Genomic DNA, 25,701 nt, shown 5'->3' on the forward strand with positions numbered 1-25,701 from the left:
TGGGGGCATAATGATGAAGGGAAAACGAATTTTATTATGTGTTAGCGGCGGAATCGCCGTATATAAAGCTGTAGCTTTAACAAGTAAATTAGTACAAGCAGGAGCGGAAGTTAAAGTAATGATGACTGCTTCAGCACGCGAGTTCGTAACGCCGCTTACGTTTCAAGCTCTGTCTCGAAACCCAGTTTATACAGATACGTTTGATGAAAAAGATCCATCTGTAATTGCACATATTGATTTAGCAGATTGGCCCGATTTAATTTTAGTGGCTCCTGCTACGGCTAATATGATAGGGAAAATAGCAAATGGTCTTGCAGATGATATGATTTCCACAACGCTGCTGGCCGCTACTGCACCTGTGTGGATTGCGCCTGCAATGAATGTTCATATGTACGATCATCCCGCTGTTAAAAAAAATATGAGCACTCTTTCATCATTTGGTTACTCTTTTGTAGAACCAGGAGAAGGGTATTTGGCATGCGGTTATGTAGGAAAAGGTCGCCTTGAAGAGCCAGAAACAATTGTTTCACTAATCGGCTCTTATTTTTCCAAAGTATCAGATACACAAAAAATCCTTGAAGGTATTAATGTATTGGTTACAGCAGGACCTACGGTAGAACGCATTGATCCCGTCCGATTTTTCACCAATCGCTCTACCGGGAAAATGGGCTATGCCCTTGCAGAACAAGCTGCTAAGTTTGGTGCATCGGTAACACTGGTAACGGGACCGACGAATTTAGAGTATCCAAAAGGGGTTCAGGTTGTTCAAATTGAAAGTGCGCAGCAGATGCTTGAAGTTGTTATGCAGCGCTATCATGAAGCAGATGTTGTCATTAAATCAGCCGCAGTGGCAGATTACCGGCCAAAGCATGTGTTTGATCAAAAGATGAAAAAGCAGCCTGGTGAAGCAGTATTAGAGCTAGAGAGAACAACAGATATTTTACGCACACTTGGAGAGCGAAAAGAACACCAGCTTTTAGTCGGCTTTGCAGCAGAAACAGAACAAGTGGATGAATATGCACAAAAGAAACTTGCATCTAAAAACTTGGATATGATTGTAGCCAATAACGTGACGACAGAAGGAGCAGGTTTTGGGACGGACACAAATATTGTGACGCTCTATAAGCGAAGCGGAGAGTCTAAAGAACTTCCCATTCTTTCAAAACACGATGTAGCTATCGAGGTGTTAAAAGAAGTGAAGGAAATGTTAGAAGGGCTGAGAAAATGAGTGTAGCTAGTGTAATTGTGGACGTGGCTGCTAAACAAACAGACCGTGCTTTTGACTACGCTATTCCTGACAAATGGAAAGGCATTATTGTTCCGGGTATGCGAGTTGTCGTTCCGTTTGGTCCTAGAAAAGTTCAAGGGTTTGTGGTGGCCCTTAAAGAAGAGGCCGAAGTCAAGCGTGTTAAACCAATTGCTGACCTGCTTGATTTAACGCCGGTTCTGACTCCTGAACTGTTAGAGATTGGGCACTGGCTAACCGAAAAAACGCTTTGTTTTATGATATCAGCTTTTCAAGTCATGCTACCTGCGGCGATGAAAGCAAAATATGATAAAGAACTGTCACTCCTTTCAAAAGAGGCATACGAACAGCTTCATGAGCAAATAAAGCCGTTTTTTCAGTCAAGATCCTCGCTGAAGTGGAGTGAAGTAGAAAAAACAGCCGCTGCTCCTGCTTTTCACCGTGATATTCAAAAAGGTCTAATTGAAGTCGTCTATGTCGTGAAAAACAAAGGAAACAAAAAAACGGCAAAAGGCGTAAAACTGAATCAAGGCCTTGAAGACATTCAGCAGTTTATGAGTGAGTTAAATAAGCAGGCAGAAAAGCAAAAACAAGTGCTGTCTTTTATGCTCGAGCGAAATGAAGAAGTAGCCATAAAAGAAATAGCGGAAGATTTGCAGATTACCTCCGCTCCTATAAAAGCGTTGATTAACAAAGGACTCTTAGCGGAAACGGAAATTGAAATATACCGTGATCCTTATCAAGATCGATACTTTGCACCATCAAAGCCATTTCAATTGACCGATGAACAAGCTGAGGCAATTGCACCGATTCTGCAGGACATCGAAGAAAATCTTCACGATGTGTTTTTAATGTACGGAGTGACCGGAAGCGGAAAAACAGAAGTGTATCTCCAATCAATTGATCAAGTGCTGAAAAAAGGAAAAGAAGCGATTATGCTTGTTCCGGAGATTTCACTTACCCCTCAGATGGTCAAGCGGTTTAAAGAGCGGTTCGGCTCAAAAGTTGCTGTGCTTCATAGCGGATTGTCCACTGGAGAAAAATACGATGAATGGCGAAAAATTCAGCGAAAAGAAGTATCCGTTGTAGTAGGGGCCCGCTCTGCTGTATTTGCTCCATTTGAAAATTTGGGTCTTCTTATTATCGATGAAGAACATGAGACGAGTTATAAACAAGAAGAAAACCCTCGTTATCATGCAAGAGATGTAGCCATTTACCGAGGGCAGCATCATCAGTGTCCCGTCATTTTAGGAAGTGCAACCCCAACGCTTGAGTCATTTGCACGAGCGCAAAAAGGTGTGTATAAGCTGCTGACGTTAAAGCAAAGAATGAATAAGTCATCAATGCCGTCGGTGGATATTGTGGATATGAGAGAAGAGCTTCGCAGCGGCAATCGCTCTATGTTTTCAACTATGCTGTTTGAAAAAATGAAAGACCGTTTGGAAAAAGGAGAGCAAATCGTTTTATTTTTAAATAAAAGAGGTCATTCTTCTTTTGTTATGTGTAGAGACTGCGGTTACGTTCCGACATGTGAGCACTGTGAAATTTCATTAACGTATCACCGCTATCAAAATAAATTAAAGTGCCATTACTGCGGACACGAAGAACATGTGCACACTGAGTGCCCAGAATGCCACAGCGAACATATCCGCTTTTTTGGATCTGGTACACAAAAAGTGGAAGAAGAGTTAACAAAAGTGCTGCCTGAGGCTAGAGTCGTTCGAATGGATGTTGATACGACGAGCAGAAAAGGCGCGCATGAAAAGCTCCTGAACAAGTTTGCAAATGGAGAAGCGCAAATTTTATTAGGGACGCAGATGATTGCCAAAGGACTGGACTTTCCAAACGTCACGCTTGTAGGCGTTTTAACAGCAGATACGATGCTGAACTTACCTGACTTTCGTGCATCTGAAAAAACGTTTCAGCTTTTAACTCAAGTAAGCGGAAGAGCAGGACGCCACAAGCTCCCAGGAGAAGTAGTGATTCAAACGTACACGCCTGAGCACTACAGCATTCAACTTGCGAGTCAGCATGATTACGATGCGTTTTATAAACAGGAGATGGAAATTCGTAAAATGCATAAATATCCGCCTTTTTTTTACTTGGCGCTTGTAACGGTATCTCATGAAAATATTGCAAAAGTGGTGTCTGTTACAGACAAAATTTCGCAGTATCTGCGTCAGAAACTTTCGCCGCAAACAACAATCTTAGGGCCAGTCGCATCTCCGATTGCTAAGATAAAAGATAGATATCGCTATCAATGCATGTTAAAATACAAGCTGGAACCAAGCCTGATTCCGCTGTTGAAATATATATTAGAACGTTATCAAGCGGAAATGCAGAAGGAAAATTTAACGATCACTATTGATTTGAATCCATACTCGATGATGTAACTAGTCGTCTTGATGGCGTTAAAGAAGAAGGTTTTTGGATATAAATAGAAAGAATAAAGGAGGTGCCTATTTGGCTAAGCTTAAGCTTGTTTACCATCCTAATGAAGTACTTGAACAAGAGTGTGAAGTCGTTAAAAACTTTGATAATAAATTAGCGAAATTACTAAACGGCATGTATGATTTAATGCTTGAAGCAGACGGTGTGGGTCTGGCTGCTCCTCAAGTAGGAGTTCTGCAGCAAGTGGCAGTGGTAGACGTGGATGATCGACACGGTAAAATTGAGTTAATTAATCCGGTAATTATTGAGCAACGAGGCGAACAAATCGGTCCAGAAGGCTGCCTAAGTTTTCCGGGCCTTTTTGGTGACGTGGCTCGAGCTGATTATGTGAAAGTACGTGCGCAAAATCGTAAAGGAAAACCTTATTTTATAGAAGCAAAAGGTTTTTTAGCACGAGCAATTCAACATGAAATTGACCATTTACACGGTGTATTGTTCACGGAAAAAGTAACAAAGTATTACGAAGAGGATGAACTAGAAGGGTAGGTTTTACACGATGAAAGTCGTATTTATGGGAACGCCGGATTTTTCAGTGCCGGTTTTACAAACATTACTTAAAGATGGATATGAAGTGGTCGCAGTGGTTACACAGCCGGACCGACCAAAAGGACGCAAGCGCGTATTAACACCTCCTCCTGTGAAAGTTGAGGCGTTAAAACATGAAATACCTGTACTGCAGCCAGAAAAGATTCGTTTAGAAGAAGAATATCAGCAAGTGTTAGCGTATGAGCCTGACCTAATTGTAACAGCGGCTTTTGGTCAAATTTTACCAACCCCTATTTTAGAAGCGCCTAAATACGGCTGTATTAACGTGCATGCTTCTCTGTTACCTGAACTGCGCGGAGGCGCGCCGATTCACTATTCAATTCTACAAGGTAAGCCGAAAACTGGTGTTACAATTATGTATATGGTAGAAAAATTAGATGCAGGTGATATCTTAACACAGGTAGAAGTTCCGATTGAAGAACGTGATCACGTGGGCACACTTCATGATAAACTCAGCGCTGCTGGTGCAAAATTGCTTTCTGAAACCATTCCTTCTCTTGTGAAAGGTGAAATTACGCCGGTTAAACAAAACGATGACGAAGCGACATTTGCTTCTAATATTAAGCGTGAACAAGAGAAAATTGATTGGGCCCGTACAGGAGAAGAAATTTATAACCATATTCGCGGACTTCATCCTTGGCCCGTTGCTTATACAACAGCAGACGGTCAGGTCATGAAAATTTGGTGGGGAGAGAAAGTATCCGCATCAGGCAAACCCGGTACCGTTTTATCACTTGAAGAGGACGGATTTGTAGTAGCAACTGGGAATGAAACAGCTATTAAAGTGACGGAACTTCAGCCGGCTGGAAAAAAACGTATGGATGCAGCGCAGTATTTACGAGGTACATCCGTTGAAGTCGGAACAGTATTAGGGGATGTCAATGAGTAAGTACAACGTTCGAGACATAGCTTTAGATATTTTACTAGCTATTGAAAAAAATCAGGCATTCAGCAATCTATTGTTAAATAACAGTATACAAAAACGTGGTATTCAAGGGAAAGATGCGGGGCTGTTAACGGAAATTGTGTATGGAACGATTCAAAGACGTGATACGTTAGATTACGGGTTAGCCCCTTTCTTGAAAAATCCCAAAAAACTTCAGCCTTGGGTGCGTGTGCTGCTCCGTTTATCTCTTTATCAGATGGTGTATTTAGACCGAGTACCTGACCGGGCAATCCTTCATGAAGCAGTAGAAATTGCTAAAAAACGCGGTCACAAAGGAATTGCCTCGATGGTAAACGGCGTTTTACGAAATATTCAGCGCAGCGGCACGCCTTCTTTAGAAGAAATACAAAATCCTGTGGAACGCTTGGCAATTGAAACGAGTCATCCAGTATGGCTTGTAAAACGCTGGGTGGAACAATATGGATTGGACAAAACACGCGGAATCTGTTTAGCTAATTTAATGGCCCCTAAACAAACAATCCGAGTAAACAGTGCACGCTTTACGCAAAATGAAGTAAAAGAAGCGCTTGAAAGAGAAGGTATTGTTGTAGAACCAGGCCATTTTGTAGAAGAAGCGCTAGAAGTTCAAAAAGGAAATGCAGCTCATACACAAGCATTTCGTGAAGGAATGTTTACCGTTCAAGATGAAAGCTCTATGTTAGTAGCTCATGCGCTAGGCGCAGAGGCAGAAGAGCTGATTTTAGATAGCTGTGCTGCACCGGGAGGAAAATCAACTCATATTGCAGAGCAGCTTAAAAACAGTGGTAAAGTTATTTCCTTGGACATTCATGACCATAAAGTAAAGCTGATTGCTCAGCAGGCAGAGCGTCTGCATCTTACCAATATTGAGCCGACGGTTCAAGACAGCCGCAAAGCCGGCGAACAGTTTGATAAAGAAATGTTTGACCGCATTTTAGTGGATGCTCCGTGCTCAGGTTTTGGTGTGATGAGACGTAAACCTGATTTGAAATATACAAAAACTGAGCAGGATGTAAAGCAGCTGGCGCGTATTCAACAAGATATTTTAAATGCGGTTGCGCCTTTATTAAAAAAAGGTGGGACCCTTGTATATAGTACATGTACAATTGACCGGGATGAAAATGGAGATGTTGTAGCAGCATTTTTAGTAGATCATGCTGATTTTCAAAAAGACGAAACACTTGCTGCACGCATGCCGCAAAAGCTTAAACAAAACGTAAAACATGGTGAAATTCAATTGCTGCCAGATGCACAAAGCGATGGATTTTATATTGCATGTTTACAGAAGAAGGTGTAAAAATGGAAGAAGTAGCTAAAAGAAAAGCAAAAGCAGAAGAAAAAACGCAAAAACCATCTATTTATTCATTAGAAATGAACGACCTAGAAAATTGGTTAGTGGAACACGGAGATAAGAAGTTTCGTGCTAAACAAATTTTTGACTGGTTATACGTTAAACGCGTAACGGACTTTGACGATATGTCAAACTTATCTAAAGGATTACGTGAACAATTAAAAGACAAATTTGCATTAACGACATTAAAAACAGTTGTTCAGCAAACGTCTGGAGACGGCACGATGAAGTTTTTATTCGAACTCCATGACGGTTATACGATTGAAACAGTGCTTATGCGTCATGAATACGGAAATTCTGTCTGTGTAACAACTCAAGTTGGCTGCCGTATCGGCTGTACGTTCTGTGCGTCTACTCTTGGAGGTTTAAAGCGTAACTTAGAGGCTGGAGAAATCGTAGCACAAGTGGTAAAAGTACAAAAAGCGCTAGATGAACAAGGAGAACGCGTGAGCTCTGTCGTAATTATGGGTATTGGGGAGCCATTTGATAACTATGATGAAATGATGCGCTTCTTAAAAACAATTAACAGTGATGATGGATTAAATATTGGTGCACGCCATATCACGGTATCGACAAGTGGAATCATTCCAAAAATCTATAAGTTTGCTGATGAAAAAATGCAAATCAATTTTGCGATTTCACTTCACGCTCCAAATAATGACATCCGCTCACGCTTAATGCCGATTAACCGCGCGTATAAACTTCCAGATTTAATGGAAGCCATTAAATATTATACGGATAAAACGGGAAGACGTATTAGCTTTGAGTATGGTCTATTCGGAGGAGTAAACGATCAAGTAGAGCATGCGGAGGAATTAGCGGATTTGATTAAAGACGTTAAATGTCACGTGAACTTGATTCCGGTAAACTATGTGCCTGAGCGTGATTATGTTCGTACACCGCGTGAACAGATTTTTGCATTTGAACGTACGCTTAAAAAGCGTGGCGTTAACGTGACTATTCGACGTGAGCAAGGTCATGATATCGATGCAGCTTGTGGCCAATTACGTGCGAAGGAGCGTAAAGAAGAGACGAGGTGATTGTATGGCAACTGTCTTCATGACAGACCGAGGGAGAGTTAGACAACACAATGAAGATAACGGAGGGGTATTTTTGAACCAACACAATCAGCTGCTTGCAATTGTGGCTGATGGTATGGGAGGTCATCGAGCTGGCGACGTCGCCAGTGGGATGGCGGTTCAAAAATTGCAAATAGCGTGGGAAGAAGCGGACAAAGTAACGTCTCCTGATGAGGCGACGCAGTGGATTCGTACGCATGTTTCGCAAATTAATCAAGATATTTATCAGTATGCTCAGGAGCATGAAGAGTGTAAAGGGATGGGTACAACAGTTGTACTTGCTTTATGCACCGGTACGTTTTGTGCGATTGGTAATATAGGCGACAGCAGATGCTATATTTCCAATGAATATGGATTTCAACAAGTAACAGAAGATCATTCTCTTGTGAATGAACTCGTAAAAAATGGTCAAATCACAAAAGAAGATGCTGAGCATCATCCACGAAAAAATATCTTATTGCGAGCACTAGGTACCGAAGAAAATGTTAGTTTAGATGTAAAAACAATTGAAGTGGAAAAAGAAGATCGATTATTATTATGTTCAGATGGACTGACAAATAAGGTAACGGAACAAAAGCTGAACGAAACGTTATCAACAAGTTCATCACTTCACGAAAAGGGTACGAGCCTGATTCAATTAGCAAATGAGCTTGGTGGAGAAGACAATATTACACTTGCAATTGTGGACTTTACATCTGAAAGTGGGTGAGAGTGTTGCTAATAGGTAGACGGCTAAACGACCGTTATAAGGTATTGCAAGTAATTGGTGGAGGCGGAATGGCAAACGTCTATTTAGGTCGCGACATGATTTTGGATCGTGATGTGGCAATTAAAGTGCTTCGCTTAGACTTTGCAAGTGACGATGCGTTTATAAAGCGTTTCCATCGAGAAGCACAATCTGCTACGAGTATTGCTCATCCTAATATTGTCAGCATTTATGATGTTGGAGAAGAAGAAGATATTTACTATATCATCATGGAATATGTACCGGGTATGACATTAAAGCAATACATTCTGCAAGAATCACCATTATCTCTTGATAAAGCCATACATATTATGACGCAGATTACATCAGCTATTGCCCATGCTCATCAGTACGGAATTATTCACCGGGATATTAAGCCTCAAAATATTTTAATTGATCATGATGATACCATTAAAGTTACTGACTTCGGCATTGCCGTAGCACTAAGTTCTACAACCATTACGCATACTAATTCTGTTTTGGGCTCTGTTCATTATTTATCTCCTGAACAGGCAAGGGGAGGGCTTGCGAATAAGCGTTCTGATATTTATTCGCTTGGCATTGTCCTATTTGAATTGCTAACGGGTCGAGTCCCTTTTTCTGGGGAATCGGCTGTGTCAATTGCATTAAAACATTTACAGACAGAAACACCTTCTCCAAAAAGGTGGAATCCATCTATCCCTCAAAGCGTGGAGAATGTTGTATTAAAAGCAACAACTAAAGATCCATTTTACCGATACAGTTCCGTCGAAGAACTCGAAGCGGATTTACAGTCTGCTGTTCATCCAAATCGTTATAATGAACAAAGGTTTACGGTGCCTGATGATGAAGAAGTGACAAAAGCCATTCCAGTTATTAAGGAGGATTTTGTTGAATCCGAAGAAACGCATGTACCTGTGAGAAAACCACCTCACTTAGAGCGTGAAGAACAAGAGGAAGAAGAATTAAAGCCTAAGAAAAAAAAGAAGAAAAAGAAAAAAGGCAAAAGCAAGCTGATTGTAACGCTTGTTTTAATTTTTTTGCTGCTGGCAGCTGCTAGCGTAGCCGCCGTTACATTTATTCCGGCTTTATTACTGCCAAAAGACGTAAAGGTTCCTGATTTACATAATCAAGATTATGAATCAGCAGTAACCGATTTAGTTTCTTTAGGCTTTAAAGTGAAGAATCCTAAAGATATATCCGATAATGAGGTGGAAGAAGGCGACGTGGTTAAAACAATGCCAGAAGCGGGAGACGTTATCAAAGAAGGATCTAACGTCATTATTTATCGAAGTACAGGAAAGAAAAAAGAAGCATTTAACCGGTACATTGGAAGAAGCTTTACGGAAGTAAAGAGTCTGTTAGAGAAGCAGAATTATAAAGATATCCAATCCATCGAAGTTGAAAGCACAGAGCCAAAAGGCAATATTACAGATCAGACGCCTAAAGAAACCGAACAAGTCGTGCCGGAAGATACAACGGTTACGCTATGGGTAAGTAAAGGTCCGCCTAAGATTACATTAAAGGATTTCTCGGGCTGGACGGAAAAAAGCGTAAAAGATTATGCATCAGATGAAGATATTGAAGTGGACGTAAAAACAGCATATTCCGACACTGTTGAAAAAGGTCTTGTGATGTCTCAAAAGCCTGCAGCGGAGCAGAGTATCGAGCAAGGTGATAAGCTCACTATTACGGTCTCAATGGGCAAAGAGCCAAAAGCTCCTCAAACGGTGTCAGTGGATGTGACTATTCCGTATAAAGAAGAGGCTGACACGGAAGCAAGCACGGAACAAGGCGACGCAACGGAAACAGGCGATGTCACCGAAACAGAAGAGGAAAAGCCAAAGCCGCAAAAAGTACAAATTTATATCGAAGATGCAGATAACGATATGTCGGTTCCTGCTAAAGAACTAACGATTACTGAAACAACGAAAGAATCATTCGATGTTTTAGTTGATGAAAATGAAAAAGCGTCTTATAAAATTGTCCGAGACGGGGAAGTTATTGAAGAAAAAGACGTTGAATATCCAGAGTGATAGGAGTGAGGTTATGCCAGAAGGAAGAATTATTAAATCCCTTAGCGGATTTTATTATGTTCTTCATGACGGACAAGTAACGCAATGTCGTGGACGAGGTGTTTTTCGTAAAAAGAAGGTAACACCTTTAGTCGGTGACAATGTAGTATTTCAGGCGGAAAATAAGCTTGAAGGATATATACTTGAAATTAAAGAACGTAAAAATGAATTAGTTCGTCCCCCTATTTCAAATGTTGATCAGGCGCTGCTTGTTTTTTCAGCGATTGAACCTGATTTTAGTACAATGCTTCTTGACCGATTTTTAGTGTTAGTGGAGTCTAATCATATTGAACCTATTATTTGTATTTCAAAAGTAGATCTTTTATCACAGCAGCAAAAGCAAGAAATCGAGCAATATGCCGAAGAATATCGTAAAATAGGATATGAGGTCATTTTAACGTCGACAGTCACAGAAAAAGGCATGGAACAAATTCAGCCGTTATTTGAAGATCGCGTAACGGTTATTGCCGGACAGTCAGGTGTAGGTAAATCTTCACTGTTAAATACACTTAAACCAGAGCTTGAGTTAAAGACAAATGATATTTCAATGTCACTTGGAAGAGGAAAGCATACAACACGTCATGTAGAACTGATCTCCTTTGGTGAAGGTTTAGTAGCCGATACGCCAGGCTTTAGCTCATTGGAATTTTTAACGTTAGAAGTAGAAGAGTTAACCGATTGTTTTCCTGAAATGTCGCGTTTGAGTGAACAGTGTAAATTTCGAGGTTGTTTGCATGTGAAAGAACCAAAATGTGCGGTGAAAGAAGCATACGAACAAAAAGAAATTCCGAGTTATCGCTACGAACATTACTTGCAATTTGTTGAGGAAATTAAGCAAAGAAAGCCGAGGTATTAAAAATGACAAAAATCGCACCTTCCATTTTATCTGCCAATTTTTCAAAGCTTGCTGAAGAAATTCGTGAAGTTGAAGCAGGTGGAGCAGACTACATCCATATAGACGTTATGGATGGCCACTTCGTTCCTAATATTACAATTGGACCGCTTATCGTTGAGGCTGTACGCCCTGTCACAACACTGCCATTAGATGTACATTTAATGATTGAAAACCCAGATCAATACGTTCCAATGTTTGCAAAGGCAGGTGCCGATATTTTAACGGTACATGCTGAAGCGTGTACTCATTTGCACCGCACCATTCAATTAATTAAAGAGCACGGCATGAAAGCAGGCGTTGCTTTAAATCCTGCAACGCCAATTGACGTGGTGAAGCATATCTTAGAAGATATCGATCTTATTTTATTAATGACGGTGAACCCAGGCTTTGGAGGACAAAACTTCATTCCAAGTGTACTGCCGAAAATTGAGCAAATCTCTCAGCTTATTGAAATTCGTCAACTTTCTATTGAAGTAGAGGTTGATGGAGGAATTAATGAAGAAACAGCAAGAAAATGTGTGGAAGCAGGAGCAAATGTTTTAGTGGCTGGCTCAGCTATTTACAATCAAGAAGATCGAGCTGGCGCAATCAGTCAAATTCGCACAACTGTTCAAGCGTAAGTAATAAAAGCTGCTGTGTACAACGGGTAGAACTTGTACACAGCAGCTTTTTCTTTTAGGATAAAGAAAACATATTGATTTCGTTCATTTTTTAATAGAAAAGGAGCATATACATAATGAAAATTCATATTCTAGCAGGGGGACCGGATGAACATATGCCACCCCTGCACCAATCAAATGATGTAAAGTGGGTAGGAGTAGACCGCGGCGTATTCCTTCTTCTTCAACAAGACATTTTGCCCGTGAAAGCATTCGGAGATTTTGATTCCATTACAAATGAGCAGCTTAAGCTAGTGAGAGAAGCATTACAAGATGTTGAATTGTATCCTGCGGAAAAAGATGCAACTGATTTGGAACTTGCTTTTGAGTGGGCAATAGAGCAAAAACCGGACAGTATTTGTATCTTTGGAGCAACAGGTGGAAGGCTTGACCACATGTTTGGAAGCATTCAGCTCCTGTACAAAGGGTTAAAAAAGAAAGCGAATGTACAAATGATTGACAATCAAAACGTCATTCAATTGTTTGAACCAGGCACTTATCATGTTGATCGTTTAAAGGAGTTTCACTATATTTCATTCGTTCCTTTTGCAGGCGGTGTAAAAGAGCTTACGCTAGAAGGTTTCAAATATCCGCTCAATAAGCATGAAGTAGAACTCGGCTCAACTTTATGTATTAGCAATGAACTTATTCAACAAAGAGGTACTTTTTCATTTACAAAAGGCATATTAATGATGGTAAGAAGCAATGATAAACGTTGCTTGTGATGAAGTATGGAAAATGAGAGCAGGACATAGGGCTTTCTTTAAAAGGAGATAAAGTGTGGAGACGGTTAGGAGGGACAGTATGAAATTCTATACAATCAAACTTCCAAAGTTTTTAGGTGGCATCGTAAAGGTCATGCTTAATTCGTTTAAAAAAGATTAACAACGCCGGAATAATAAAAGAAGCACCATAAAATATGGTGCTTTTTCATTATAAAGATTAAACGCGTTGAACTTTACCAGACTTAAGGGCTCTAGCTGAAACGTACACACGTTTTGGTTTACCGTTCACTAAGATACGTACTTTTTGAACGTTAGCACCCCATTTACGCTTAGTAGCGTTCATTGCGTGAGAACGTGCGTTACCTGAACGAGCTTTTCTACCAGTTACTACACATTTGCGTGCCATGATTTTCCCTCCTAACACCAAAAAAACTACTCAATTCTGTTTTGAGAAATACTATATTAATTTATCACAGCCTTAAAGAGAATGCAATAGTTCTGGAGAAAAGCTTTCAAGAAATTTTCCTTGACATATAAAATGAATCTATGTTCAATAATATAGAGAGTAGAAATAGGTATAACTTGGCTATTACTTATTTTAAGACAAGTTGATACCTGATACTGTCATCTTTAAAAGGGACAAGCTGGACGCCTCTTTTAAAACGAGATTGATTATAGTAGAATATTTATAACCTATGAAAGTAGAAAGGGGAACGAGTATGTCCATCGAAATGAAAACGAAGTATGGTCAAATTGATATCTCTACAGATGTAATTGCAACAATTGCTGGAGGAGCAGCTGTTGATTGTTACGGGATTGTCGGAATGGCTTCAAAAAATCAGCTTAAAGATGGTCTTACAGAAATTCTTCGCAAAGAAAACTTTACACGAGGTATTGTGGTAAGACAAGAAGAGGATGACGTACATATCGATATGTACATTATCGTAAGCTATGGAACGAAAATTTCTGAAATTGCTCATAATGTGCAAACAAAAGTAAAATACACACTGGAACAAACGGTTGGTCTAACGGTTGATTCAGTAAATATTTATGTGCAGGGTGTTCGTGTAACGAACGTTTAATTAAGGAGGAAGATTCGTGTCAATGACAACGTTGGACGGAAAGCGATTTAGAGAAATGGTGCTTCAAGGGGCCCAGCATCTATCTAACAATGCAGATTATGTAGATGCGCTGAACGTTTTTCCTGTACCAGATGGTGATACTGGAACAAATATGAATTTATCGATTACGTCTGGTGCTAAAGAAGTAAAAAATAAACTATCTGATCACATCGGCCAAGTGAGTCAAGCTTTGTCTAAGGGCTTATTAATGGGGGCGCGCGGTAATTCAGGAGTTATTTTATCTCAATTATTCCGCGGTTTTGCGAAATCGGTTGAGCAAAAGTCAGCGATTACAACAGTTGAGTTTGCTGAAGCTCTTGAGCTTGGTGTAGAAACTGCTTATAAAGCTGTTATGAAACCAATCGAAGGAACCATTTTAACAGTAGCTAAGGATACTGCTAAAAAAGCAGCGGCTGTTGCTAAAAAGCAATCTGATATGATTCTGTTCATGGAAGAAGTACTGAAGGAAGCTAATGCTTCGTTAAATCGCACGCCAGATCTTTTACCCGTGTTAAAAGAAGTAGGTGTAGTGGATAGCGGAGGTCAAGGGCTTGTTTTAATTTATGAAGGGTTTTTAGCTGAATTAAAAGGTGAAAAACTTCCGGGTGTACCCATGTCAGCTCCTTCAATGAATGAACTTGTAAATGCTGAGCATCATAAGCATGCGCAAAGCCATATGAATACAGAAGATATTGAATTTGGCTATTGTACAGAATTTATGGTAAGGCTGGAAGAGGATAAGCCCGCAGCTAAAACATTCTCTGAAGAAACGTTTCGCCAAGATTTAAGTAAATGGGGCGACTCATTGCTTGTCGTATCTGATGATGAAATTGTGAAAGTTCATATTCACGCCGAGCATCCTGGAGAAGTGTTAAACTACGGGCAGCAATATGGAAGTTTAATTAAAATGAAGATTGAAAACATGAGAGAACAGCATAGCAGCATCGTTTCAGATGAAGAAAAGCCTGCAGTAAAAAAGGCTGAAAAACAGCCTTTTGGCATTGTTACTGTATCAATGGGAAAAGGAATTGCTGAATTGTTCAAGAGCCTTGGGGCAACGGTTGTCATTGAAGGCGGACAAACAATGAATCCAAGTACGGAGGATATTGTCAAAGCGATTGAAGAAACAAATGCTGAACAGGTACTTATTTTACCTAATAATGGAAATATTGTGATGACTGCTAACCAAGCGGCTGCTGTTGCCGGCAGTCACGTTTCGGTTGTCCCGTCTAAAACGGTTCCTCAAGGAATGACAGCGCTGCTATCATTTAATCCTCAGCAAAGCTTAAAAGAAAACGAGGAAGTAATGACAGAAGCTCTGCAACACGTGAAAACAGGACAAGTAACGTATGCAGTTCGCGATACAAATATTGATGGCCTTGAATTAGCTAAAGGCGATTTTATGGGTATTGCCGAAAAGAAAATCGTCGTAAAAGATTCAGAGAAATTAGAAGCAGCGAAAAAGCTATTGACTTATATGATTGATGACGAAGCGGAAATCCTTACGATTCTTCAAGGAGAGGATGTCTCAGACGATGAAGCTGAAGCGCTAACATCGTTTGTAGAAGAAACGTTTGAAGAAGTTGAGGTAGAGCTTCATAAAGGAGATCAACCTTTATATTCTTACATTTTTGCAATTGAATAACAAAAAAGAAGCGCCCCTTGGAAGGGGCGCTTCTTTTTTTGGTGTTTTTCAAGTTAAATACGAACTATTTTATTTTTGTATGTTGTAATTGTTCGGTATATTAGGTATATTAGTTGAAAAGAACCCGTTTGTATGATAGTTTTGAAAACTGATTGAGTCAAATGTGAAAGAAAACAGCATGAGAGGAGAGACAAAAAGTGGATATTTTAAAAGGAACAGGTTTATTGTTATTAGTTTTATTTTTATTTTGGTTGTTTAGCAATAAGGCACCTTATGGCATGAAAGCAATGGGGGCTCTGGCAAGCGGAGCGGTAGCTGCGTTTCTTGTAGAGGCCTTTCAGTCATATGTAGGAGGAGATTTACTAGGTATTTCATTCTTAGGTGAAGTTGGAAAGGCTGCAGGAGGAATGGGAGGAGTTGCGGCGGCAGCACTAGTTGCTTTGGCGTTAGGAGTATCCCCTGTATATGCTCTTATGATGGGTGTGGTGTGTTCAGGACTAGGCTTGCTACCTGGATTTTTTGCGGGATACCTTATGGCGTTTGTAGTGAAATTTATTGAGAAAAAGGCACCTGCTGGTCTAGATTTACTAGGCAACATCTTAATTGCAGCACCTTTAACAAGATTAATTGGTAATGCATTCTCACCTATTGTAGATGCGACGCTTTTAAATATTGGGGGAATTATTAAAGATACAACAAGTGCTAGCCCTATTTTGATGGGAATTATTTTAGGGGGAGTTATTACAGTAGTAGCAACGGCTCCGCTTAGCTCAATGGCTTTAACGGCTATGCTAGGGTTAACGGGATTGCCTATGGCGATTGGAGCTCTTGCTGTGTTTGGTTCTTCTTTCATGAACTATGTGCTGTTTGATCGATTAAAAATTGGGGATCGTCGTACAACCATTTCAGTGGCAGTTGAACCTTTAACACAGGCGAATATTATTTCAGCAAATCCGATTCCTATCTACATTACAAACTTTGTTGGAGGTGCACTAGCCGGTGTGGTTGTGGCTCTGTTCGGGTTGGTAAATGATGCTGCAGGCACGGCAACGCCAATCGCAGGACTTGCAGTAATGTTTGGGTTTAATGACCCTATGAAGGTCACAATTTGTGCAGTACTTTGCGCACTAGCGGGCGCATTAGCTGGATTTATAGGTTCAGTTGTTTTTAAAAACTTTAAAATTAAAACAGTGGACGATGTAGCTTCCGAGCAAAAAGCAGCTTAAGGAAATCATCTTTTTCTGCATAATATAGCAAAAAAAGCGGTGTGCTTATCCTATTTTTATGGATAAATACACCGCTTTTTTTGTGCGTGAATCTCTAATAAAAATGAGAATTTTTAAATTTTTTAAGAGCGTGAAACAAAGCTTCCAAAAAGTCGAAAGCTCAAGTAACATATAAGTAATAACAATGTCTAAATAGCAGGGGGAAAATCCTTATGAAATATAAATCTGTCTTTGATATTATTGGTCCGGTCATGATTGGACCATCTAGCTCACATACAGCTGGTGCAGCGCGTATTGGACGAGTTGCTCGAACACTTTTTGGCAAGCAGCCCACAAAAGTTGTGGTTTCATTATACGGTTCTTTTGCTCAAACGTATAAAGGGCACGGAACAGATGTAGCGTTGATTGGCGGTATTCTAGATTTTGATACATTCGATCAGCGTATTCCGCAATCTTTGGACTTAGCTAAAAAAGAAGGAATCGACGTCACATTTGTTGAGGAAGCGGCAATCACAGATCATCCGAATACTGCTCGCATTAAAATGAGCGACGGATTAAAGGAAATTGAAGTTGTTGGAATTTCAATTGGCGGGGGGAAAATTCAAATTACGGAGCTAAACGGATTTGAATTAAATTTATCAGGCATGAATCCAGCTATTCTCGTTGTGCATAATGACCGATTTGGTGCCATTGCGACCGTTACAAATATTTTGATGAAACATTCAATTAATATCGGACATATGGAAGTATCTCGCAAAGAGCGCGGAGAAGTAGCGCTCATGGCAATTGAAATGGATACGAATATTGAAGATGATGTAATTGAAGAGTTAAAAACATTGCCTCATATTATTCAAGTAACAAGAATGGTTGAGTAGGATAGAGCGAATAGGAACGGCTTGAGAGAATAACTGAAGCCGAGTGTTTATAGATGATTCTAAAGTGAAAATAAGACAGAATAATAGCGGAGGTTACTATGTTTCGAAACGTAGCAGAACTAGTAGAATTAGCAGAAAGTCAAAATGTAAAAATTGCAGAGATTATGATTCAACAGGAAATAGACATCACGGGAGTTACCCGTGAAGAAATCATGGAAAAAATGGATCGGAACTTAACGGTTATGGAAGAAGCGGTTGAACGCGGTTTAAAAGGGGTACAGTCTGTTACAGGTTTAACAGGCGGGGATGCAGTGCTGCTTCAAAACTATATTCAAAGTGGAAAATCTTTATCTGGAAATTTAATCTTAGATGCAGTCAGCAAAGCTGTAGCGACAAACGAAGTAAATGCGGCAATGGGGACAATCTGTGCAACGCCTACCGCTGGATCTGCGGGGGTAGTGCCAGGAACGCTGTTTGCAGTGCAAAATAAGCTAAACCCAACTCGTAAAGAAATGATTGAATTTTTATTTACATCAGGTGCTTTTGGGTTTGTTGTAGCCAATAATGCGTCTATTTCAGGAGCAGCAGGCGGATGTCAAGCAGAAGTTGGTTCAGCTTCAGGTATGGCAGCTGCAGCGATTGTTGAAATGGCAGGAGGTACACCGAGTCAGGCAGCCGAAGCAATGGCAATTACTCTCAAAAATATGCTAGGATTAGTATGTGACCCAGTAGCGGGGCTAGTAGAAGTTCCATGTGTGAAACGAAACGCAATGGGAGCAGCGAATGCAATGATTGCAGCAGATATGGCCTTAGCAGGCATTACAAGTCGTATTCCATGTGATGAAGTCATTGATGCTATGTATAAAATTGGTCAAACAATGCCGGTTGCATTACGAGAAACTGCACAAGGAGGCTTAGCGGCAACACCAACAGGTCGCGAGCTTGAAGCGAAGATCTTTGGTATTGCATTAAATAAAAGTGAATGAACTAACAACTATTTCAATTAAAACCATTAAAGGTATTGGAGAGGAAACAGCACAAGCATTAGAGGATATGCATATTCACAGTGTGCATGACTTGTTAGAACATTTCCCATACCGCTATGAAGATTATGAGTTAAAAGATTTGGCTGAAGCAAAACACGACGAAAAGGTCACCGTAGAAGGAAAGGTTCACAGTGTCCCCTCGCTTACGTATTACGGAAAAAAACGTTCGCGCCTTACGTTTCGGCTGCTAGTAAACCGCTATTTGATTACGGTTACTTGTTTTAATCGCCCTTACTATAAATCAAAGTTAGAAATCGATCAAACTGTTACGGTTACGGGGAAATGGGATCAGCATCGGCAAACGATTAACTTGCAGGAGCTTCAATTTTCTCCGTTTGTTAAAAATCAAACGATTGAGCCTGTTTACTCGGTTAAAGGCAGCTTAACGGTCAAAGGAATGCGGAAGTTCGTCTCTCTTGCGTTGAAGAATTATGGCAGTAGCATTCAGGATATGCTCCCGGCCTCTATTCGTTCTAGATACAAACTAGTAACGCGTGAAGAAGCGGTTAGAAGTATTCACTTACCTCGTGATCATGAAGATTTAAAACAAGCAAGACGTCGATTTGTCTATGAAGAATTTCTACTTTTTCAATTAAAAATGCAGGCGCTTAGAAAGCGCGAAAGAGAAGAAACGCCTGGAATGAAGCAAGCATTTGATTCAACTGAGCTGGTAAACTTCACGAACTTGCTGCCGTTTCCGTTAACAAGCGCTCAAAAACGTGTAGTAAACGAAATTACGCACGATATGAAATCGCCTTATCGCATGAATCGCTTGCTGCAAGGTGATGTAGGGTCAGGTAAAACAGTCGTAGCAGCGGTTGCTTTATACGCCACTGTTTTAGCAGGGCATCAAGGTGCTTTAATGGTACCGACTGAAATTTTAGCTGAACAGCATGCTGAGTCATTGACTGCGATGCTGGAAAAGGTAGGAATCAGCGTAGGTTTGCTAACAGGGTCTGTTAAAGGAAAAGCAAGAAGAGAGCTGCTTCAGCGAGTGAAAGACGGAGATGTTCATGTATTAGTAGGTACACATGCCTTAATTCAAGACGAAGTTATATATAATAGTTTAGGGCTCGTCATTACGGATGAACAGCACCGCTTTGGAGTTGGACAGCGTCGGGTTTTACGTGAAAAAGGAGAGAGTCCGGATGTACTGTTTATGACGGCGACTCCTATTCCAAGAACTCTTGCTATTACGGTGTTTGGAGAAATGGATGTGTCCATTATTGATGAAATGCCAGCAGGACGTAAGGCAATTGAAACATACTGGGTAAAACATGATATGCTTGAACGTATTTTACATTTTGTTGAAAAAGAAATACATGACGGCAGACAAGCTTACGTTATTTGTCCGTTGATTGAAGAATCAGACAAGCTGGATGTTCAAAATGCAATTGATGTACATGCAACACTCACTCACTATTTTAATGGAAAAGCAAGCGTTGGTCTCATGCACGGAAGATTGTCACCTGATGAAAAAGAAGAAGTGATGAAACAGTTTAGCGTAAATGGCGTGCAGATTTTAGTATCAACAACGGTTGTAGAAGTAGGAGTGAACGTTCCGAATGCAACTGTGATGGTCATTTACGATGCAGAGCGCTTTGGGTTATCTCAGCTTCATCAGCTAAGAGGACGCGTAGGGCGAGGAGATGCACAGTCGTATTGTATTCTGCTGGCGGATCCGAAATCAGAAGTTGGAAAAGAACGAATGACCATTATGACGGAAACAAACGATGGATTTGTATTATCAGAAAGAGACTTAGAGCTTCGTGGGCCTGGTGATTTCTTTGGTAGAAAACAAAGCGGGATGCCTGAGTTTAAAGTAGCTGACATGGTGCACGATTACCGTGCGCTTGAAGTAGCTCGAGAAGATGCTGCTAAGCTTGTAAATTCCGACAGCTTTTGGACAGAAGATCAGTTTGCACTGCTGAGAATACAATTAGAAGCAACAGGCGTATTAACTGGAGAAAAATTTGATTAGTAAAAGAGACTGAAACAAAGTATTTTAGTTGAAGGAAAATCCGAGCGATCAATCGTTCGGATTTTTTTCCTTGTGATGATGAACGTAGATTTCATGTAGGTGATAGGTATGTAGGTGCTTCTAACTGTCGAGTAAAGGGCAAGGCACTCCTGCGGGGAAAGCGGAATAGATGAGACCCCGCAGAAGCGTAAGGGACGAGGAGGATCACCGGCCGGCCGCGAGCGCAGTCTTGCACGGAAATCAGCAGCGGTGTAATAAGCAATCTATACGAGCTTCTTTATTCCATTTGTTGATCTTTAGATTGAATTGATCTAGTTATGTTTCAATCTCTTTTCGTCTATAAAGATAAAAAGCGGCTTAGAGTGAAAGAGTTAGCGGCTGGTGGCCATTAATACGACGTCAATGCACAGAATACAGCATGTGAAAAATGTTGCAATTAGAAGGCAATGATTATATACTGCTATTAGTACCTAGTATTAAAAGTTCGGATGGTGGACAATGAAGCGCAGTAAAAAAGAAAGACAGCAGCTATTAAAAACGACAATTGAAGAAAACCCATTTATTACGGATGAAGAACTAGCAGACCGTTTTTCAGTGAGCGTTCAAACAATTCGATTAGACCGCCTAGAGTTGTCGATTCCTGAACTGCGAGAACGTATTAAGCATGTAGCTTCAAAACAACTAGACGAGGAAGTGCGCTCGCTTCCGATTGAAGAAGTAATTGGAGAAGTTATCGACATTGAACTAGATCAATCAGCGATATCTATTTTTGATGTGAAAACAGAGCATGTGTTTCAGCGTAATCAAATCGCTCGTGGTCACCACCTTTTTGCGCAAGCTAATTCGTTAGCTGTCGCTGTTATTAACAACGAACTAGCGCTCACAGCAGATGCGTCGATCCGTTATCATCGCCCTGTTAAGCTTCATGAACGAGTGATAGCAAAAGCGAAAGTTCTGTCAACTAGTGAAGTGCGAACCACCGTTGAGGTAAACAGCTATGTAGGACAAGAGCAAGTGTTCTCTGGCACTTTTAAAATGTATCGTTCTACAAAGGATAAATAATAAAAAGGATGAGACGCAACATGAAACTAGCTATTGATGCAATGGGCGGAGATCATGCACCGAAAGCCATTATTGAAGGTGTAGAAAAAGCTACTGCTCAATTTAAAGAATTACATATTACGTTAATTGGAAACGAATCAGAAATAAAGAAGTATTTAACGAATTCAGATCGTATTTCGATTATTCATACAGAAGAAACCATTAATGCAACTGATGAGCCAGTGCGAGCTGTGCGCCGTAAAAAACAAGCATCTATGGTATTAATGGCAAATGAAGTAGCCGAAGGTCGTGCTGATGCTTGTATTTCAGCAGGGAATACAGGTGCGTTAATGACAGCGGGACTTTTTATTGTAGGTCGCATCAAAGGCATTGAACGTCCAGCACTTGCTCCGACGCTTCCGACACTAGATGGAAAAGGCTTTTTAATGCTAGACGTTGGTGCAAACGTTGATGCCAAGCCTGAACATTTGCTCCAGTACGCTGTGATGGGGTCTGTGTATGCCGAAAAAGTACGCGGCATTCAAGCTCCTAGAGTGGGACTGCTGAACATTGGAACTGAGGATAAAAAAGGAAATGATTTAACAAAGCAAGCTTTTCAGCTATTAAAAAACGCTGATCTCAATTTTGTAGGCAACGTGGAATCCCGTGATTTGCTAAATGGCGTAGCGGATGTGGTTGTAACAGATGGTTTTACAGGGAATATGACTCTTAAGAGCATTGAGGGAACGGCGCTTTCCTTGTTTTCAATGATTAAACAAGAATTAATGAGCACGTTAAAAAGTAAGTTAGCTGCAGCGGTGCTAAAGCCTCAACTGCAGGGTTTAAAAGCGAAAATGGATTACAGTGAATATGGAGGAGCAGGGCTGTTTGGATTGCATGCGCCTGTTATCAAAGCGCACGGTTCGTCGGATGCGAATGCAGTATTTAGCGCGATTAAGCAAGCTGTGAATATGGTGGAAAACAATGTGTCCTCCACTATTCAAAAAGCAATCGAACAAACTGCTAATGAAGAAAAGGAGAGATAAGAAATGGGGAAAATTGCTTTTATCTTTCCAGGCCAAGGGTCACAAACTGTTGGTATGGGAAAAGATTTATATGATGGAACAGAGGAAGCGAAAAAGCTGATTCATACAGCTGATGAAGCTTTAGGGTTCAGTCTTTCAAACATTATTTTTGAAGGGCCTCAAGAAGAATTGACTTTAACTTATCACGCTCAACCTGCTCTTTTAACAACGAGTATAATGCTGCTTGAAGCATTTAAAACGAGCGGAATTACACCCGACTTTGTTGCGGGTCACAGTCTAGGAGAATACAGTGCGCTTGTAGCTGCTGAGGTTTTATCGTTTAAAGATGCTGTTGTTGCTGTTCACAAAAGAGGTCGCTATATGGACGAAGCTGTACCAGCAGGTCAAGGTACAATGTCAGCGGTGCTTGGCATGTCAGCGGAAGATCTAGAAGCCGTTACCGCTCAAATTACAAGTGAAGGCGACGCTGTTCAGCTTGCAAATATTAACTGTCCGGGTCAAATTGTTATTTCAGGTACGGTAAATGGCGTAGAAAAAGCAGGAGCTCTTGCCAAAGAAAAAGGTGCAAAACGCGTGATTCCTCTAGTGGTAAGCGGTCCGTTCCACTCTAGTTTAATGAAGCCAGCTGCTGAAAAATTACGTGATACGCTAGAAACAGTGGGCTTTAGCGATGCGAAAGTTCCAGTCATAGCAAATGTAACAGCAAAGCCGGTTACTGACAGTCAAGATATTCAAAACAAGCTAGTGGAACAACTTTATTCGCCAGTGAGATGGGAAGAAACAGTTGAGACGCTTCTTGCAGAAGGTGTAGATACATTTGTTGAAATTGGACCAGGAAAAGTATTATCAGGTCTTGTGAAAAAAGTAAATCGCCGTGCGGCTGTTTATGCTGTTAATGATCTTACATCATTAAAATCAACGATTGACGCACTAAAAGGGGGAGAATAACATGTTACAAGGGAAAGTTGCGGTTGTAACAGGCGCTTCTCGCGGAATTGGTCGTGCCGTTGCAATTGAGCTGGGAAAGCTTGGTGCTAAAGTAGTTGTAAACTATTCTGGCAGCGAAGCGAAAGCTCTTGAAGTTGTGGATGAAATTAAAGGATTAGGAACGGATGCAATTGCTGTACAAGCAAATGTGGCAGAAAGTGATTCTGTACAAGCGATGATAAAAGAAGCGATTTCTACATTCGGTTCAGTAGATATTTTAGTGAACAATGCGGGCATCACACGTGATAATCTTCTTATGCGTATGAAAGAAGATGAATGGGATGATGTTATTAATACAAACTTAAAAGGCGTATTTTTGTGTACAAAAGCGGTTACTCGTCAAATGATGAAGCAGCGCGCGGGACGCATCATTAATATTTCATCAATTGTCGGCGTCAGCGGTAATGCTGGACAAGCAAATTATGTAGCAGCAAAATCAGGTGTGATTGGTTTAACAAAAACAACTGCCAAAGAATTAGCAAGCCGCAATATTACAGTGAATGCAGTTGCTCCTGGTTTCATTGCAACAGACATGACGGATAAATTGAATGAAGAAGTGCAGGCGGAAATGTTAAAGCAAATTCCTCTTGCAAGCTTCGGCCAGCCAGAGGATGTTGCGAACGCAGTTGCGTTTTTAGCATCAGATGCAAGCCGTTATATTACGGGTCAAACGATTCACGTTGACGGCGGAATGGTGATGTAAAAAAGACACTTTACGAAAAGTGTAATTTGGTGATAAAGTACAAAGGGACGTTTACTAGGCGACCGATAAACTTTATTATTCAACCATAGTATTTTAGATGGAAATCATCTATAATGACTTGAGGGGAGGTGAAGAACAATGGCAGAGGTACTAGAACGCGTAACAACAATCATTGTTGATCGTCTTGGTGTAGACAAAAGTGAAGTGAAACTAGAATCTAGTTTCAAAGAAGACTTAGGTGCTGACTCTCTAGACGTAGTTGAATTTGTAATGGAGCTTGAAGAGGAATTCGATATCGAAATTTCTGACGAAGAAGCTGAAAAAATTTCAACTGTAGGAGATGCAGTTAATTACATACAGAGCCAAATTTAATCTGTAGTATATGTATGAAAAGCCCCGTTAAACAGCGGGGCTTTCTCTTCTTTTTAAGATTTTCAAAAAAAGACCTCTTTTTTTTGAAAAGGTAGTGTATCTTTTAGGATACCTCGTTTTATAATGAGAGATGTTAGGAAAAAACTACGAAACAATTGAAGCAGGTAAGCGGAGGTATTTTATGCCTAAACAATATTCAAATCGAGATCGAAAGATGAACGTGAAATTCAAGCAAAATTTTGCAGAGTTTCAAAAGGAAATTGGTATTCAGTTTACAAATGAAGCGCTTCTTTTTCAAGCATTTACACATTCATCCTATGTGAATGAGCATCGCAGAAGACCGTATGAGGACAACGAGCGCCTTGAGTTTTTAGGAGATGCCGTATTAGAGCTAACCGTATCACAGTTTTTATTTAAAAAGTATCCAACGATGAGTGAAGGTGAGTTAACGAAGCTTCGTGCAGCAGTTGTGTGTGAACCGTCGCTTGTTACTTTTGCAAATGAAATGGATTTTGGTAAACTAGTGTTACTTGGAAAAGGTGAAGAGATGACAGGCGGCCGATCTAGACCGGCTTTACTGGCCGATGTGTTTGAAGCATTTATCGGAGCTCTTTATTTAGACCAAGGGCTTGATACGGTAGTAACGATTCTAAAAAAAGTTGTCTTTCCAAAAATTAATGAAGGTGCTTTTTCTCATGTGATGGATTTCAAAAGCCAGCTTCAAGAAGTGATTCAGCGTGATGGAGTTGGACAGTTAGAATACAAAGTTTTGCAAGAAAAAGGTCCAGCGCATAATCGCGAATTCTTATCTCGCGTATCGTTAAATGGTGAAGAGCTCGGCATTGGTGTAGGCCGTTCGAAAAAAGAAGCAGAGCAAAAAGCAGCTCAAGTAGCTATTACGAAAATTAGAGCAAGTCAAACGAAATAAAATGATCCCCCTCTTAACGTATTCGTTATAAAGGGGGATTTGCTATGAAAAGAT

At 40.5% G+C, this 25,701-nt stretch carries 25 protein-coding genes; 24 read left to right on the top strand and 1 reads right to left on the bottom strand.

All coding sequences use genetic code 11. The features are described from left to right. Positions 1-10 precede the first annotated feature (10 nt). The 12 genes from coaBC (at position 11) to spoVM (ending at position 12,836) form a co-directional block, all read left to right on the top strand. Positions 11-1,228, top strand: coding sequence for a bifunctional phosphopantothenoylcysteine decarboxylase/phosphopantothenate--cysteine ligase CoaBC (coaBC, locus tag SB717_RS09240; protein WP_410903602.1), 1,218 nt, complete (start codon positions 11-13; stop codon positions 1,226-1,228). Then, positions 1,225-3,639, top strand: a complete 2,415-nt coding sequence (gene priA, locus SB717_RS09245) for a primosomal protein N' (RefSeq protein ID WP_074677325.1) — start codon at positions 1,225-1,227, stop codon at positions 3,637-3,639. The genes coaBC and priA overlap by 4 nt, the downstream gene beginning before the upstream one ends. A 70-nt stretch (positions 3,640-3,709) precedes the next feature. Beyond that, a complete protein-coding gene (def, locus tag SB717_RS09250) occupies positions 3,710-4,183 on the top strand; it encodes a peptide deformylase (protein WP_013084828.1) in 474 nt (157 codons plus the stop codon). A gap of 10 nt (positions 4,184-4,193) precedes the next feature. Further along, positions 4,194-5,132, top strand: coding sequence for a methionyl-tRNA formyltransferase (gene fmt / locus SB717_RS09255; protein ID WP_045290181.1), 939 nt, complete (start codon positions 4,194-4,196; stop codon positions 5,130-5,132). Beyond that, positions 5,125-6,465 (top strand): 16S rRNA (cytosine(967)-C(5))-methyltransferase RsmB, encoded by a 1,341-nt coding sequence (gene rsmB, locus SB717_RS09260; protein ID WP_410903603.1) that lies wholly within the window; start codon positions 5,125-5,127, stop codon positions 6,463-6,465. The genes fmt and rsmB overlap by 8 nt, the downstream gene beginning before the upstream one ends. A gap of 2 nt (positions 6,466-6,467) precedes the next feature. After that, complete coding sequence (rlmN, locus tag SB717_RS09265) at positions 6,468-7,559, top strand: dual-specificity RNA methyltransferase RlmN (protein WP_074677967.1); 1,092 nt, start codon at positions 6,468-6,470, stop codon at positions 7,557-7,559. Between the two features lie 4 nt (positions 7,560-7,563). After that, positions 7,564-8,307 carry a Stp1/IreP family PP2C-type Ser/Thr phosphatase gene (locus SB717_RS09270; protein ID WP_410903604.1) on the top strand — a complete coding sequence of 248 codons (744 nt, stop codon included), beginning with the start codon at positions 7,564-7,566 and terminating at the stop codon, positions 8,305-8,307. A gap of 5 nt (positions 8,308-8,312) precedes the next feature. Further along, positions 8,313-10,358 (top strand): Stk1 family PASTA domain-containing Ser/Thr kinase, encoded by a 2,046-nt coding sequence (pknB, locus tag SB717_RS09275; RefSeq protein WP_182003761.1) that lies wholly within the window; start codon positions 8,313-8,315, stop codon positions 10,356-10,358. A 13-nt stretch (positions 10,359-10,371) separates the two neighbouring features. Beyond that, positions 10,372-11,253: a ribosome small subunit-dependent GTPase A gene (gene rsgA, locus SB717_RS09280; protein ID WP_045290176.1), complete on the top strand. Its 882-nt coding sequence runs from the start codon at positions 10,372-10,374 to the stop codon at positions 11,251-11,253. 2 nt (positions 11,254-11,255) lie between these two features. Further along, entirely contained in the window at positions 11,256-11,912 is a 657-nt protein-coding gene (gene rpe / locus SB717_RS09285) for a ribulose-phosphate 3-epimerase (protein ID WP_410903605.1), read from the top strand. 116 nt (positions 11,913-12,028) lie between these two features. Continuing rightward, entirely contained in the window at positions 12,029-12,676 is a 648-nt protein-coding gene (locus SB717_RS09290; RefSeq protein WP_074677319.1) for a thiamine diphosphokinase, read from the top strand. A gap of 79 nt (positions 12,677-12,755) precedes the next feature. Next, on the top strand, positions 12,756-12,836 hold the full coding sequence (spoVM, locus tag SB717_RS09295; RefSeq protein WP_016765421.1) for a stage V sporulation protein SpoVM: 81 nt from the start codon (positions 12,756-12,758) through the stop codon (positions 12,834-12,836). Between the two features lie 57 nt (positions 12,837-12,893). Here the strand turns inward: spoVM and rpmB are convergent, their stop codons facing one another. Further along, positions 12,894-13,082: a 50S ribosomal protein L28 gene (gene rpmB / locus SB717_RS09300; RefSeq protein ID WP_013058914.1), complete on the bottom strand. Its 189-nt coding sequence runs from the start codon at positions 13,080-13,082 to the stop codon at positions 12,894-12,896. A gap of 313 nt (positions 13,083-13,395) precedes the next feature. On the opposite strand from rpmB, the gene SB717_RS09305 reads away from it, so the two are divergent. The 12 genes from SB717_RS09305 to rnc all read left to right on the top strand — a co-directional run bounded on the left by SB717_RS09305 (position 13,396) and on the right by rnc (position 25,647). Beyond that, positions 13,396-13,758, top strand: coding sequence for an Asp23/Gls24 family envelope stress response protein (locus SB717_RS09305; RefSeq protein ID WP_013058913.1), 363 nt, complete (start codon positions 13,396-13,398; stop codon positions 13,756-13,758). Between the two features lie 16 nt (positions 13,759-13,774). Then, positions 13,775-15,442 carry a DAK2 domain-containing protein gene (locus SB717_RS09310; protein ID WP_410903606.1) on the top strand — a complete coding sequence of 556 codons (1,668 nt, stop codon included), beginning with the start codon at positions 13,775-13,777 and terminating at the stop codon, positions 15,440-15,442. 197 nt (positions 15,443-15,639) lie between these two features. Continuing rightward, entirely contained in the window at positions 15,640-16,668 is a 1,029-nt protein-coding gene (locus SB717_RS09315; RefSeq protein WP_074677317.1) for a PTS sugar transporter subunit IIC, read from the top strand. A 212-nt stretch (positions 16,669-16,880) separates the two neighbouring features. After that, the gene (sdaAB, locus tag SB717_RS09320; RefSeq protein ID WP_014458409.1) at positions 16,881-17,543 is read left to right on the top strand and encodes an L-serine ammonia-lyase, iron-sulfur-dependent subunit beta; all 663 of its coding nucleotides are present in this window, start codon (positions 16,881-16,883) and stop codon (positions 17,541-17,543) included. 98 nt (positions 17,544-17,641) lie between these two features. Continuing rightward, positions 17,642-18,529: an L-serine ammonia-lyase, iron-sulfur-dependent, subunit alpha gene (gene sdaAA / locus SB717_RS09325; protein WP_014458410.1), complete on the top strand. Its 888-nt coding sequence runs from the start codon at positions 17,642-17,644 to the stop codon at positions 18,527-18,529. Beyond that, positions 18,522-20,570, top strand: coding sequence for an ATP-dependent DNA helicase RecG (gene recG, locus SB717_RS09330; RefSeq protein ID WP_074677315.1), 2,049 nt, complete (start codon positions 18,522-18,524; stop codon positions 20,568-20,570). The genes sdaAA and recG overlap by 8 nt, the downstream gene beginning before the upstream one ends. 498 nt (positions 20,571-21,068) lie before the next feature. After that, complete coding sequence (gene fapR / locus SB717_RS09335) at positions 21,069-21,632, top strand: transcription factor FapR (RefSeq protein WP_013058909.1); 564 nt, start codon at positions 21,069-21,071, stop codon at positions 21,630-21,632. 20 nt (positions 21,633-21,652) lie between these two features. Continuing rightward, positions 21,653-22,657 carry a phosphate acyltransferase PlsX gene (gene plsX / locus SB717_RS09340; RefSeq protein ID WP_074677313.1) on the top strand — a complete coding sequence of 335 codons (1,005 nt, stop codon included), beginning with the start codon at positions 21,653-21,655 and terminating at the stop codon, positions 22,655-22,657. A gap of 3 nt (positions 22,658-22,660) precedes the next feature. After that, complete coding sequence (fabD, locus tag SB717_RS09345; protein ID WP_410903607.1) at positions 22,661-23,605, top strand: ACP S-malonyltransferase; 945 nt, start codon at positions 22,661-22,663, stop codon at positions 23,603-23,605. Between the two features lies 1 nt (position 23,606). Next, positions 23,607-24,347 (top strand): 3-oxoacyl-[acyl-carrier-protein] reductase, encoded by a 741-nt coding sequence (gene fabG, locus SB717_RS09350; protein ID WP_013058906.1) that lies wholly within the window; start codon positions 23,607-23,609, stop codon positions 24,345-24,347. Positions 24,348-24,485: 138 nt separating this feature from the next. Next, positions 24,486-24,719: an acyl carrier protein gene (gene acpP / locus SB717_RS09355; RefSeq protein WP_013058905.1), complete on the top strand. Its 234-nt coding sequence runs from the start codon at positions 24,486-24,488 to the stop codon at positions 24,717-24,719. 181 nt (positions 24,720-24,900) lie between these two features. Then, entirely contained in the window at positions 24,901-25,647 is a 747-nt protein-coding gene (gene rnc / locus SB717_RS09360; RefSeq protein WP_045290166.1) for a ribonuclease III, read from the top strand. Positions 25,648-25,701 lie beyond the last annotated feature (54 nt).

Origin of the sequence: Priestia sp. SIMBA_032 (assembly GCF_046535215.1) — a bacterium.
In the GTDB taxonomy this organism is placed as follows: Bacteria; Bacillota; Bacilli; order Bacillales; family Bacillaceae_H; genus Priestia; species Priestia aryabhattai.